At 50.5% G+C, this 12,500-nt stretch carries 11 protein-coding genes, 1 rRNA gene and 1 pseudogene (1 of these 13 running past the window's edge); 8 read left to right on the top strand and 5 right to left on the bottom strand.

Going from position 1 to position 12,500, the window contains the following annotated elements; translation table 11 throughout:
• A 16S ribosomal RNA gene (locus AJE_RS10135) occupies positions 1–387 on the bottom strand (it extends 1,151 nt beyond the left edge of the window).
• A 645-nt stretch (positions 388–1,032) separates the two neighbouring features.
• On the opposite strand from AJE_RS10135, the gene AJE_RS10130 reads away from it, so the two are divergent.
• Positions 1,033–1,536 carry an RNA recognition motif domain-containing protein gene (locus AJE_RS10130; RefSeq protein ID WP_008950783.1) on the top strand — a complete coding sequence of 168 codons (504 nt, stop codon included), beginning with the start codon at positions 1,033–1,035 and terminating at the stop codon, positions 1,534–1,536.
• Positions 1,537–1,651: 115 nt separating this feature from the next.
• Complete coding sequence (gene trmA, locus AJE_RS10125; protein ID WP_008950782.1) at positions 1,652–2,740, top strand: tRNA (uridine(54)-C5)-methyltransferase TrmA; 1,089 nt, start codon at positions 1,652–1,654, stop codon at positions 2,738–2,740.
• Here trmA and fabR read toward each other — a convergent pair.
• Positions 2,737–3,345 carry an HTH-type transcriptional repressor FabR gene (gene fabR, locus AJE_RS10120; protein ID WP_008609623.1) on the bottom strand — a complete coding sequence of 203 codons (609 nt, stop codon included), beginning with the start codon at positions 3,343–3,345 and terminating at the stop codon, positions 2,737–2,739. The genes trmA and fabR overlap by 4 nt on opposite strands.
• A gap of 99 nt (positions 3,346–3,444) precedes the next feature.
• Between fabR and AJE_RS10115 the strand changes: the two genes are divergently transcribed.
• Positions 3,445–4,563 carry an acyl-CoA desaturase gene (locus AJE_RS10115; protein ID WP_008950781.1) on the top strand — a complete coding sequence of 373 codons (1,119 nt, stop codon included), beginning with the start codon at positions 3,445–3,447 and terminating at the stop codon, positions 4,561–4,563.
• Positions 4,564–4,662: 99 nt separating this feature from the next.
• The gene (gene sthA / locus AJE_RS10110; RefSeq protein ID WP_008609627.1) at positions 4,663–6,084 is read left to right on the top strand and encodes a Si-specific NAD(P)(+) transhydrogenase; all 1,422 of its coding nucleotides are present in this window, start codon (positions 4,663–4,665) and stop codon (positions 6,082–6,084) included.
• A 63-nt stretch (positions 6,085–6,147) separates the two neighbouring features.
• Here sthA and hemE read toward each other — a convergent pair whose 3' ends face one another.
• Positions 6,148–7,227, bottom strand: a complete 1,080-nt coding sequence (hemE, locus tag AJE_RS10105; protein ID WP_008950780.1) for a uroporphyrinogen decarboxylase — start codon at positions 7,225–7,227, stop codon at positions 6,148–6,150.
• A 266-nt stretch (positions 7,228–7,493) separates the two neighbouring features.
• Entirely contained in the window at positions 7,494–8,294 is an 801-nt protein-coding gene (gene nudC, locus AJE_RS10100; RefSeq protein WP_008950779.1) for an NAD(+) diphosphatase, read from the bottom strand.
• A gap of 155 nt (positions 8,295–8,449) precedes the next feature.
• Here nudC and AJE_RS10095 point away from each other — a divergent pair, with 155 nt between their 5' ends.
• A complete protein-coding gene (locus tag AJE_RS10095; RefSeq protein ID WP_008950778.1) occupies positions 8,450–8,935 on the top strand; it encodes an Rsd/AlgQ family anti-sigma factor in 486 nt (161 codons plus the stop codon).
• Positions 8,936–8,996: 61 nt separating this feature from the next.
• Here the strand turns inward: AJE_RS10095 and fkpA are convergent, their stop codons facing one another.
• Positions 8,997–9,728 carry an FKBP-type peptidyl-prolyl cis-trans isomerase gene (fkpA, locus tag AJE_RS10090; RefSeq protein ID WP_008609631.1) on the bottom strand — a complete coding sequence of 244 codons (732 nt, stop codon included), beginning with the start codon at positions 9,726–9,728 and terminating at the stop codon, positions 8,997–8,999.
• A 104-nt stretch (positions 9,729–9,832) separates the two neighbouring features.
• On the opposite strand from fkpA, the gene AJE_RS10085 reads away from it, so the two are divergent.
• The 3 genes and pseudogenes from AJE_RS10085 to AJE_RS10075 all read left to right on the top strand — a co-directional run.
• Positions 9,833–10,807 carry a WD40 repeat domain-containing protein gene (locus AJE_RS10085; protein WP_008950777.1) on the top strand — a complete coding sequence of 325 codons (975 nt, stop codon included), beginning with the start codon at positions 9,833–9,835 and terminating at the stop codon, positions 10,805–10,807.
• A complete protein-coding gene (locus AJE_RS10080; RefSeq protein ID WP_008950776.1) occupies positions 10,800–11,027 on the top strand; it encodes a SlyX family protein in 228 nt (75 codons plus the stop codon). The genes AJE_RS10085 and AJE_RS10080 overlap by 8 nt, the downstream gene beginning before the upstream one ends.
• A gap of 112 nt (positions 11,028–11,139) precedes the next feature.
• Positions 11,140–12,500: pseudogene (locus tag AJE_RS10075) on the top strand (IS1182 family transposase); the annotation flags it as partial.

The raw sequence follows: 12,500 nt of genomic DNA, 5'->3' as shown, positions 1-12,500 counted from the left end.
GATCAGGCTTGCGCCCATTGTCCAATATTCCCCACTGCTGCCTCCCGTAGGAGTCTGGGCCGTGTCTCAGTTCCCAGTGTGGCTGATCATCCTCTCAAACCAGCTAGGGATCGTCGCCTTGGTGAGCCATTACCCCACCAACTAGCTAATCCCACGTAGGCGCATCCGATAGCATGTGGCCCGAAGGTCCCACACTTTGGTCCGTAGACATTATGCGGTATTAACAGTCGTTTCCAACTGGTATCCCCCTCTATCGGGCAGCTTCCTACGCATTACTCACCCGTCCGCCGCTAAATCAGGGAGCAAGCTCCCCCTCATTCGCTCGACTTGCATGTGTTAGGCCTGCCGCCAGCGTTCAATCTGAGCCATGATCAAACTCTTCAATTAAAGTTCTTTCTGCCACCGAAGTGGCGCTCAGTCACTGACTAATTTTACTTGGTCACTTTCTGATTAATTTCATTTCGAAACCATCATAAGTGCCCACACAGATAATTGATTGCTTATTGTTAAAGAGCGTGCTTTGAACTTTCAAAGCGGGACGCGTATGTTACACTTCCCAGATTTTAAGTCAAGCGTGAGGAGGATTCTTTTTAAGACTCATCGTCACGTTCGACTCTGCTTTCATTTCACTTACTGCTTCACTCTGCTTTTTGGGGCTTTCATCAGCACCCTGAAGCGAGGCGGCCATTTTAGTGATTTAAACGTTGCTGTCAAGCGTCTTTTTCAAGATTTTTGAGCGATTCGTTTTCTCACCCGGCTTGCCAGCTAAACTCGTTTAGCGCAGCACCCGGCTACGCGCCCCGCATGCCATGGCGCGCATTATAGAGCGTTTTAACAAGGCTGCAAGCGGTATTTTGTTAAAAACATCAGTTTGAGCTTCGTTTGACTATTAAAGCTCCATTTTGATTATTTTTATGTCGATCTGTTATGCAAGACTCTGTTTTTAGTTGTTGGCTGTGCAGAAAATAGTCGTTAAGATAGAATTGCTTTTATAACAAGAATCTTCTTTCAACTTAGCTGCAGGAATTTATTATGTCACCTATGTTACGCGCCTCACTGCCTTATACTCTCGCGCTGGCCTTTCTGTCTTTCGTGGTTTTTACCTTTTTAATCACTCTGCCGTTGTCTGCCGGCTGGGCTTTTGTGGCCGGTGTGCTCTCTTGTGGCATCCTGGTTCCAATCCTGGTTGATGTTAAAGGTCCGGCCTTACCGCCAGAACAAGCGGACAACTCAAACGTAGCTGCCGATACCAGCTTTGAAGGTGAGACCACTACTTTATATGTCGGGAATTTACCGTATCGGGCTAACGAGGAAACCGTAAAGGCGTTGTTTGCTAAGTACGGTACTGTCGCCAATGTCCGCCTGATGAAAGATCGCCAGACCGGTCGGCGGCGTGGCTTTGGTTTTGTTGAAGTCGCAGCGGCTGACGCCAATAAGATGATTAGCAAGCTGAACGATGCTGAGTTTCAGGAACGTACTCTTAAAGTACGCGAAGCCCGTGAACGTCAGGATGATGACGGCTCTGCGGCAGAGTAAGCCAGCGGCGCTCAGTTGTCGCTGCTGTTGTTAGTTTGCTTTTACTGACGCTTAAATTTGGCTCACTGGCAAAAAGCGCTTAAAATGCGTCTTTTGCCAGTAGTCAGAGAGTCAGATGTCATTAGGTCAGGTATTTCCCGCACAGTACGAAACTCAGCTCGCCGCTAAAGCAGCACATTTACGCCATTTACTCGCGCAGTTTGCCTTACCCGAAACAGAAATCTTTCGCTCTGCGGTAAGTCATTTCCGGCAACGTGCCGAATTCCGTATCTGGCATAATGGCGATGACATCTATCACTGCATGTTTGACCCCACCAGCCGGCAACCGGTTCGGGTTGACGAGTTCCCAATAGCGGCTAAGCCCATCGCGGATTTTATGCCCGTGTTATTGAAAGCCATTCAATTTAATCATCAATTGCGCTACCGGCTTTATCAGGCCGACTATCTGGCAAGCACGACCGGAGAACTTCTGGTCAGCCTGATCTATAAGCGTAAACTCGATGAGCAATGGCTGGAGGCCGCCCGGCAGTTACAGCAGGAATTGGCGCCACTCTACAACGTGCGCTTTATCGGCCGGGCCCGTAAACAAAAGCTGGTAGTCTCTGATGACTTTGTAACCGAGCGTTTTAACGCGGCAGATCGGAGCATTCAGTACCAACAGCTTGAAGGCAGCTTTACCCAACCGAATGCCGGCGTGAATCAGCAAATGCTGGACTGGGCATCAAACTGTACTGCTGGGCTGGGCGGTGACTTGCTGGAGCTGTATTGTGGTAATGGCAATTTTTCACTGGCATTGGCCAGCCAGTTTGATCAGGTAATTGCAACTGAATTGGCCCGCAGTTCAATTAAATCGGCACAATATAATATCGCCCTGAATCAGATCGGAAATGTGCAGGTATTGCAAATGTCTGCCGAAGATGTGGCGGCGGCGCTACAACACGGCCGCATGCTTAAAGAGCTCGACCTGGCCAAATTAGCGTTAAATACTGTGTTGGTCGATCCGCCGCGGGCCGGCTTGGACCCAGCTACGCTATCGTTGGTTAGCGGCTTTCAGTCTATTCTTTATATCTCCTGTAACCCGGAAACTCTGGCGGCGAATCTGGCTGAACTTGCCAAGACCCACGATATCAGCAGGCTCGCTTTATTTGATCAGTTCCCATACACCCACCATATTGAAACTGGTGTACTACTGCGTAAGCGCTAGTCGGGCTGCTTACGGCCATAGCTGGCGGCACCGTGAGCCAGCCAGCGCAGTTGCATGATGGTACGCCGGGTCAGCTGCGGATAGTGTTCCCGCGGTGCATCCAGGGCATCCGCTCCGGTATGAAACACCAGCGTAACCATCGCCTCTGCCTGAAGCTGCGCCAGTTCAGGCGGACACTGTGTTTGTTTGCGTAGATAATGCGCCAGCTCCGCACAGAAATGTTGGATCTCACGGGCAACGGCAGCACGAAATGCCGCCGAAGTACCAGAGCGTTCACGCAGCAACAAGCGAAACACGTTGCTGTTTTCGGCGACAAACTCCATAAAGGTTTCTACCGAGGTACTGATCACACTGCCGTGCTTTTCAATCCGTAATCTTGCCTGGCGCATCAGCTGCCGTAACATTAAGCCGGCTTCATCCACCAGCGTTAAGCCCAATTCATCCATATCGGCAAAATGGCGGTAAAAGGAGGTGGGGGCAATGCCGGCCTCACGGGCGACCTCGCGTAAGCTTAAGCTGGCAAAGCCTTTTTCGGCACTTAGCTGCGAAAAGGCAGCATTAATAATTGCCTGGCGGGTACGTTCTTTCTGTTCTGCTCTGGTCACGATGCGTCCCTTTCTTACTGCCGTTCAGCCGATTTACCTTGACCGGCTGTCAGCAGCTGGGTAAATTGGCGTACAGTTGTAAGCTCAAAGTGTGAATTCATGAAAAAACATCCGATCATCTGGACTAACGTCATTCTGTTCAGTCTGACTTTTTTGGTTGCCGCTATTGCGGTTCCCTATTATGCCCTGACAGTTGGCTTTACCACAGCAGAAATTATTGCCACCATTTTATGTATGGGCTACTGCGGTATTTCGATAACTGCAGGCTACCACCGGCTCTGGGCTCATAAGACCTATGATGCTCATCCCGTTTTACAGTGGATCTTTGCTATAGGCGGCGCCTTCGCCCTGCAAAATAGTGCCATTCACTGGTCATCTGATCATCGTGTGCATCACCGCCATGTCGATAACAACGACAAAGACCCTTACTCTGCCGGCCGTGGCTTCTGGTTTAGTCATATTGGCTGGATGCTGCGTGACTATCAGAGCGATAGTTACTTCGACTACAGCAATGTGCGCGATCTGCAAAAGAACCCCATCCTGGCTTTCCAGCACAAGCATTATCTGACACTGGTGTTACTGACTAACATTGGTATTCCGCTGCTGTTGGGGCTGCTGCTTGGCAGTTTCTGGGGCATGCTGTTAAGTGTTGGTGTGCTACGCCTGGTTTTAAGTCACCACTTTACCTTCTTTATTAATTCATTGGCGCATATCTGGGGTAAACAAACCTACACCGATGAGAACAGCGCCCGGGATAATGGCTTTCTGGCGTTTCTGACCTATGGTGAAGGCTATCATAACTACCATCATATTTTTGAATACGATTACCGCAACGGGATCCGTTGGTGGCAGTTTGACCCGACGAAATGGCTGATTAAATCCTGCTCCTTGCTGAAATTGACCTGGAACTTACGTACTGTGCCAGAAGACAGAATTGCGCAGGCTGTTGCCAAAATGCAGCTCAAGCGCGCCAAAGATAAAGTTCAGCATTTGCCGAATGCAGAACAATTGCTGGCATTACTGGAGCAGGAGTATCAGCTGTTAGTGGCAAAAATTCAGGATTATTACCAGCTGAAGAAAGAGCTGTTACAACAGAAACGTACAGCGCTGGTCGATCAGGTGAATGCGTCTGACTTTATGCAGCGTTATCAGGAGTTAAAGCAACATCTGCAACAACAACAAAACCATTGGCAGCGTCTGACCGCGGCCTTTAGTTGAGCGAGCGCTTGTTCCGGAAAAAAGAGGCGATCGCCTCTTTTTTTGTGTCTGATAACTGTTATGCTAATTTCTAATAGTAATTTGACAGGATTGGCAAGCGTGTCGGCAAAAGCAGCGAAAAAACAACCCAGTTATGATTATGACGCCATCGTTATTGGTACGGGCCCCGGCGGCGAAGGGGCCGCTATGTATCTGGCGAAAAGTGGTAAAAGCGTTGCGGCCATTGAACGCTACCAGGCGGTTGGGGGCGGCTGTACCCACTGGGGCACTATTCCGTCGAAAGCACTGCGCCACTCAGTCAGCCGCTTAATTGAATTTAACGAAAATCCGCTGTTTCAGGTTGAAGAGCAGATGAAAGGTCTGACCTTTTCGCAAATCCTGAAACATGCTGCTGGCGTGATCCGCAAGCAAGTACGACTGCGCAGCGGCTTTTACGATCGCAATCTGGTAAAGATTTATCAGGGTGAAGCGCGTTTTATTGATAACCATACCCTGGAAATTACCCATAACGACGGCAGTTGCTACACACTGAGCGCAGAAACCATTGTCATCGCTACCGGGTCGCGGCCTTATCGGCCTCCGCATGTTGATTTTAACCACCCTCGCATCTATGACAGCGATACCATTTTGTCGCTGGATCATGATCCACGACATATTATTATCTTCGGTGCCGGGGTTATCGGCTGTGAATATGCGTCGATTTTCCGTGGCCTGGGCGTGCGGGTCGATCTGGTCAACACCCGCGACCGGTTATTATCTTTTATGGATACCGAAATCTCTGATGCCCTGAGTTACCACTTCTGGAACTCGGGTATGACCATCCGCCACGGTGAAGAACTGTCGCATGTGGAAGGCCGGGATGATGGCGTAGTTTTACATCTGCAATCCGGTAAAAGGATGAAAGCCGACTGCTTCCTGTTTGCCAACGGCCGCACCGGCAATACTGAAATGCTGAATCTGGAGGCGGTGGGTCTGGCCGCTGATAGTCGCGGTCTGTTAAAAGTTAATAGTGAGTATCAGACAGCTGTAGATAATATCTATGCCGTCGGCGATGTGATTGGTTATCCAAGCCTGGCCAGCGCAGCCTACGACCAAGGCCGGCTTGCCGGCGAAGCTATCGTAAAAGGTAATCTGGACGGGCATTTGATTGCCGATATTCCGACCGGCATTTACACCATTCCGGAGATGTCTTCAGTCGGCAAAACCGAGCAGGAACTCACCGCTGCCAAAATCCCGTACGAGGTCGGCCGTGCGCAGTTTAAGCATTTAGCCAGAGCGCAAATTGCCAATACCAGTGCCGGGAGTCTGAAGGTGCTGTTTCACCGTGATACCCTGGAAATTCTGGGTATTCATTGCTTTGGTGAGCGGGCCGCAGAGATTATTCACATCGGTCAGGCCATTATGATGCAGAAGAACGGTGGTAATAATCTGAATTACTTTGTGCACACCACCTTTAACTACCCAACCATGGCCGAAGCGTATCGGGTTGCCGCACTAAACGGCCTAAACCGCTTGTTCTGATAATCGGTTGTTCTGAGTCGTAGCGCAGTAGCTCACTACTGCGCTATCAGATTCAGGTAATACTTACTCGGCGATCTCTGCATTCATATGGTACATCGGACTAAGATCCTGCACCGCCTCGATAAAGACCCTGGCATGTTCGGGATCGACATCAGGCGTAATACCATGTCCCAAGTTAAAGATATGACCTGAACCCTGGCCAAAGCCATCAAGGATAGTTTGTACTTCCTGACGGATCCGCTCCGGTGTGCCCAGCAGAATAGACGGGTCCATATTGCCCTGTAACGCCACCTGCTGCCCTACCCGGGCGCGGGCGTTGGCGATATCGGTCGTCCAGTCTAAACCTAAAGCATCACAGCCAGTCGCAGCCATCATTTCCAGCCACTGACCGCCATTTTTGGTAAACAAGGTTACCGGTACTTTGCGACCATCAGCCTCACGGGTCAGGCCGTTCAGAATTTGCTGCATATAACTGAGCGAATATTCTTTATAATCGCGTGGCGTCAGCACCCCACCCCAGGTATCGAAGATCATCACTGCCTGAGCGCCGGCTGCAATTTGGGCATTCAGATACAGGGTCACGCTTTGCGCCAGCTTATCCAGCAGCATATGTAGCACTTCCGGCTCGCTATACATCATCTTTTTGATGATGCTAAAGGTCTTACTGCCACTGCCTTCCACCATATAAGTGGCAAGCGTCCACGGACTGCCGGAAAAACCAATCAACGGCACGCTACCCTGCAACTCACGGCGAATAGTGCGTACCGCGTCCATCACATAACGCAGCTCCTGCTCCGGATCCGGAATGGGTAAATGCACCACATCCAGAAAATCGCGGATCGGCTTACTGAATCGAGGGCCCTCGCCGACACCGAAACTAAGCCCCAACCCCATCGCATCAGGAATGGTCAGAATATCGCTAAACAGGATAGCGGCATCCAACGGATAGCGGCGTAATGGCTGCAACGTCACCTCGCAGGCGAGCTCCGGGTTTTTGCATAGCGACATAAAATCACCGGCTTGCGCGCGGGTAGCACGATACTCAGGTAAATAACGCCCGGCCTGGCGCATCATCCAAATTGGGGTTCGATCTACCGGTTGCCGTAGCAAGGCACGCAAATAACGATCATTTTTTAGCTGCATAATTCATCCGCCATCACATCTTTTGTCGCATTCTAACAGCTTGCACCCGTCTGCTCTATGATCTGGCGCTATAAAGCTGCAATCTTTACCTTTACGTAAACTGAAAAAAATATTCAGCTTAGGTTCATTTTTTTCCGTTTGCCGCTTGTATCAGCAAAACGCTTCTGTTATAAAAGTACTGCGCTAGTGAAGTTCTAACAACAAAGAAGCTCGGTATACGAGACCTTAAGCTCCAATTTAAAGCCACCTTGAGTGGCTTTTTTATTTTATGCGTTCTGCTGCTGTGTTGCCTGCGCCAACGCAATTAACCGCCCGGATAAAGTCTGTAGCCCCGGTGTCTCTGGCAAGTCATGCAGCGGACACCAGTAAGCTTCGGCAATTTCCTCCGGCTGGCACTGGATCTCACCGCCGGCGTAGTCAGCGACAAAACCTGTCATCAATGAATGCGGAAAAGGCCAGGGCTGACTGCCAACATAACGCAAATTGGTAATATCGATCCCCACTTCCTCTTTTACTTCGCGCACCGCCGCCTGCTCCAGAGTCTCTGCCGACTCAACGAAGCCTGCCAGGACTGAGAAAAATCCCGCTTTGTGCCGGGTGGAGCGCGCCAGCAAAATTTTATCGGCTTTTACTACCGCGACCAGAACACAGGGTGCAATACGAGGGTAACAGCGATGCCCGCACTTGTGGCAAAGAGTCGCCAGCTCCCAGTTAACCAAACGCATCGCGCTGCCACACTGACCGCAAAAGCGGTGTGTTTGCAAAAATAACGCAACCTGGGTCGCCCGGGCAGCCAGTTGAAACAGCGCCTCGCCCTGCTCTAATAAAGCACGGGCGGAATGCCAATCCGCCTCATTCGCCGGTCGGTCGTCGTACACCACCAGATAACATGGCTGCTGCTGGTATTCACCCAGTTTACAGATCATCGCATCCGCCAGCTGCAGCGGCAGGGCAGCCAGTTCAGTAAAGGGTACTGTGCCATCTGCGGTCAGAAACAAGCGGCCCTGACTCACAATAAACCAGTATGCCAACTGCCCGGATGATACTTTTACACTATGTTCAATCATTACAGCCTCTGTTTTAATGCGGAGGTTTTAGCAAGAATGGCAGCATCATACTCCGGGCCGCTGGGCTGACCAATAAAAAAACGGTTGATCTTTTCGCTGAAATTCTTTTAATTAGCAGTATTGCAGCAACATAGGCTGCATCTAAGGAGAGGCAAATGTACACCCGCGTACAGCAAGCGCAACAAAAATACGGCGGTAGCCTGAAGGCGATTGATAGTTGGCTGCAGGAGCGACGCGAGTTGATTGTCAGTTATTGCCGGCTGGCCGGTTTGCCTCCTTTCGAAAAAGACCGTCATACCATGCCTTCGCAAGACAAAATTAAAGAATTTTGCCAGTTACTGATGGATTATCTGTCTGCCGGTCACTTTGAAGTCTATGAGCAAATCGTCGCCCAATGTGCGGTGAACGGCACCAACAGCCGCAAGCTGGCAGACTCCTTGTATCCCAAAATTGCGGTCTCAACCGATCTGGCGCTGGAATTTAATGATAAATACGCTGAGCATCTGAGCACCCGCAACAGCGGCTCTTTTGATTTAGAATTGTCGGCTTTGGGTCAGGCAATGGAAGAACGTTTTGCGCTGGAAGATAAGCTGATTGATACCCTGCACGCCAAACATGTCTCTACGACCACCACGGCCTAGGTCTGCTTTAACATAGCAATAAAAAAAGCGGCCTGGCCGCTTTTTTTATTTAAACCGCTACTTATTGTGGTTTGACAATATCCAGCAGCTCAACTTCAAATACCAGCACGCTGTTTGGTGGAATGGTACCCATATCGCGCTCACCGTACGCCAGTTCAGACGGAATAGTGAAACGGAACTTAGAGCCCACGCTCATCAGCTGTACACCTTCAGTCCAACCAGGAATAACGCGGTTTAACGGGAACTCAATAGGCTCGCCCCGATCAACCGAGCTATCGAACTTGGTGCCATCGGTTAAAGTGCCGGTATAGTGCACTTTAACGGTATCAGTAGCAGCAGGTTTAGCACCTTCTGCGGCCTGCAGCACTTCATACTGCAGACCTGATTCCGTGACGGTGACGCCGTCTTTCTTGGCATTTTCGTCAAGATAAGCCTGACCTGCAGCCTTGGCTGACGCCGCCGCGGCTTCAGCCAGCTTCATTTGTTCATTACGGTAGGTTTCGTCCAGTGCAGTTAACAGTTGCTGAATTTCTTCTTCAGTAACATCAGACTTACCGGCCATACCATCCTGTACACCCTTTAAAATCAGCTGGGCATTCAGATCAACAGAGATTTTGCTGTACTCGTCGATAGTGCTTTGCAGATAACGGCCAGCTGAAACGCCAAGGCTATAAGCTTGTTTAGCTTGTTCAGTGTCCATTTTTGGTGCTGGTTCAGCTTTTTGTTCTTTCTGACAAGCCGTTAACGCCAACAGCGCAACAGCGACCAGAGTTAATTTGGTTTTAAAGCGCATTCTTTTCTCCATAGCGCAACCTCTCGGCTGCTATAGTATGTTGTAATAAAGGTTAGCTCGCTTCGCTATACTAACGCTTTGTGTGGATGAGGTTAACACCCGCAATGAAATATCCTGTAATTTTGCTTGCCACCCTGTTACTCGCCGGCTGTAGTAAAGTCGACACCCAGCCGTTGGCGCAGTACCCGCATGTGGCTCAGGGCAGTTATGCCGCCGCGCTTTCAGCCGATGGCCGCTTTGCTGCAGTGTCCTCTATCCAGGACGGTATCGCCTTTTGGGATCTGCAACAAAATGCCCTGAAGTATCACTGGCGCCATCAGGATAGTAGCGACAATCTGGTGTTTCACCTGGCGATCAGTGATAACGCCAGCCATGTCCTTAGCGCCGATCATCAGACCTTTGCCCTGTGGCGCACCGCCGATGGCCAGAACGTCGGCTATTGGCAAACCGATAACAGCAGTATCCGCGATATTGCCCTGTCTAATAACGGCGCCCATATTCTGGTTGGGCGCAGCGATAACGTGGTACAACATATTACGCTTAGCAGCGGCCGGCGCCTGGACTTTCTGGGGCACAGCGAGCGCATTAACAGTGTCGCCTTATCACCGAATGGCCGCTATGCCCTGACCGGTGGCAATGATTATCAGGCTTACCTCTGGGACACTCAGACCGCACAAATCCTATATAGTTTCCCGCATCCAAGCCGGGTGACCAAAGTCGCCTTTGACCCACAGGGCCGTTATGCATTTACCGCTGATAGTCAGCAATTAGCGCAAATCTGGGATATTCAAACCGGACAACGGGTGAGCTCATTGCAAATGCTGGCCAGACAGCAGGTATTCAGTGCGGTGCGTTTCAGTCAGGATGGGCGCTTTTTACTCACCGGCGCCCCAACCCGCAACCTGGTACTCTGGGAGGTACAGAGTGGCCGGGAGCTGCAGCGCTGGCGGGTTTCACCCAGAGTCGGCAGTCGCCCACCCAGTGCAGTGGTACATGCCGTCGCTTTTCTGGATGAAAACCGTATAATTAGCGAAAGCTCCAGTGGCCTGGCCGAAGTATGGGAAATCCGTTATGACTGAGCAACCCTCAGCAATAGAACTACATTTGATTGAGCTGGAAAGCAAAATTGCTTTTCAGGAAGATACAATGCACAGCCTGCACGAGGAACTGCTGGCTCATCAACGCAAGATTGAGCAACTGCAACGGCAAATTTTGCTGATGGCGCAAAAGTTACAACAATTACCGGAAGACAGCGGTATTTTGCGACCGGAAGAAGAACCGCCACCGCCGCACTATTAAATCCAAGTAGAGTAAGCCAGCAACAATGCTGGCTTCAGACTGCTGACAAAGTCCTGGACGCCGATCCAGGACTTTGATCTAATAAGGTTAGTTGATTTGAAGGCTAACCATCATGCTCAAAACTCCCTCTCCTCAACAATATCAGTTAGAAATGGTCACGCTCGAAGAGCTGGTACCGAAGAACCATTTGGTTCGCAAGGTCGATGCCGCCATTGATTTCGAGTTCATTCGTGCTGAAGTCGAACATCTCTACTGCAAAGATAATGGCCGTCCGCCGATTGACCCTGTCCGTTTGTTTAAGATGATGATCCTCGGCTATCTGTTTGGCATTCCCAGTGAGCGTCGTCTGGTACAGGAAATTCAGGTTAATGTGGCTTATCGCTGGTTTTTGCGGATGGGATTAACCGAGAAAGTGCCTGATGCCTCCACGCTGAGCCAGAATCGTATTCGTCGTTTTAACGGCACGGATGTGTTTCAGCGTATCTTCGACCGGATAGTTGAACAGGCGTATGAGCAGCGTCTGATTGGTGGTCACACGCTTTACACTGACAGCACACATTTAAAAGCCAATGCCAATAAGCGCAAGGCGGTGAACAAAGAGGTGGCGGTCAGTGCATCGGCGTATATCGCTGAGCTCAACAAGGCGGTTGAAGAGGACCGGTTAGCCCATGGCAAAGCGCCACTGAAGCAAGATGACTCGAAGGAGCCCGAAACCAAAAATCAAAAGGTCAGCACAACCGACCCTGACAGTGGCTTTATGACGCGGGAAGGCAAACCACAGGGCTTCTTCTACCTTGGACCATCGCACCGTGGATGGCCGCCACGGCATCATCACGGATACCTTCGTGACGCCGGGGAATGTGCATGATAGCCAGCCCTATCTGGCCAGATTAGACCGTCAGCTTGAGCGCTTTAAGTTTAGTCCGATAGCCGTTGGTTTGGATGCGGGCTACTTTACTGCACCGCTTTGCCATTTAATCCGGGAGCGGCAAATTGCACCGGTTATTGCCTACCGTCGTCCCAATGTCACCGCTAATCCGATTAAGAAGAAGCAATTTACCTACGATAAAACAACCGATACCTATCGTTGCCCCCAAGGTGAAATCCTGACTTACAGCACGACAGACCGTCAGGGCTACCGGCATTATCAATCTAACCCTAAAGTGTGTCAGGATTGCCCGCTACGTCAGGACTGCACGAAGAACAAGCAGTATAAGAAAACGATAACCCGGCATGTCTGGGAAGAGGATAAAGAGCATGTGAGTGGTTTGCGGCTGCTGTCCGTGGGGTAAGAAGATTTACAACCGACGAAAAGAGACGGTTGAACGCAGCTTCGCAGACGCAAAACAGCATCATGGCCATCGCTATGCACGGTTCCGTGGTCTGGCGAAAGTGCAGATGCAGTGTTTACTGGCGGCGGTAGCGCAAAACATCAAGAAAATGGCCTTGCTGGCCTTTTTATCGCTTTTTTAT

Source organism: Alishewanella jeotgali KCTC 22429 (assembly GCF_000245735.1).
Classification (GTDB): domain Bacteria; phylum Pseudomonadota; class Gammaproteobacteria; order Enterobacterales; family Alteromonadaceae; genus Alishewanella; species Alishewanella jeotgali.
This window is presented reverse-complemented; position numbering and strand designations above follow the sequence as displayed.

Excerpts from the sequence above, each read along its gene's own strand:
- AJE_RS10130 (WP_008950783.1), top strand. The coding sequence starts at position 1,033 with ATGTCACCTATGTTACGCGCCTCACTGCCTTATACTCTCGCGCTGGCC.
- trmA (WP_008950782.1), top strand. The coding sequence starts at position 1,652 with ATGTCATTAGGTCAGGTATTTCCCGCACAGTACGAAACTCAGCTCGCC.
- AJE_RS10115 (WP_008950781.1), top strand. The coding sequence starts at position 3,445 with ATGAAAAAACATCCGATCATCTGGACTAACGTCATTCTGTTCAGTCTG.
- hemE (WP_008950780.1), bottom strand. The coding sequence starts at position 7,227 with ATGCAGCTAAAAAATGATCGTTATTTGCGTGCCTTGCTACGGCAACCG.
- nudC (WP_008950779.1), bottom strand. The coding sequence starts at position 8,294 with ATGATTGAACATAGTGTAAAAGTATCATCCGGGCAGTTGGCATACTGG.
- AJE_RS10095 (WP_008950778.1), top strand. The coding sequence starts at position 8,450 with ATGTACACCCGCGTACAGCAAGCGCAACAAAAATACGGCGGTAGCCTG.
- fkpA (WP_008609631.1), bottom strand. The coding sequence starts at position 9,728 with ATGCGCTTTAAAACCAAATTAACTCTGGTCGCTGTTGCGCTGTTGGCG.
- AJE_RS10085 (WP_008950777.1), top strand. The coding sequence starts at position 9,833 with ATGAAATATCCTGTAATTTTGCTTGCCACCCTGTTACTCGCCGGCTGT.
- AJE_RS10080 (WP_008950776.1), top strand. The coding sequence starts at position 10,800 with ATGACTGAGCAACCCTCAGCAATAGAACTACATTTGATTGAGCTGGAA.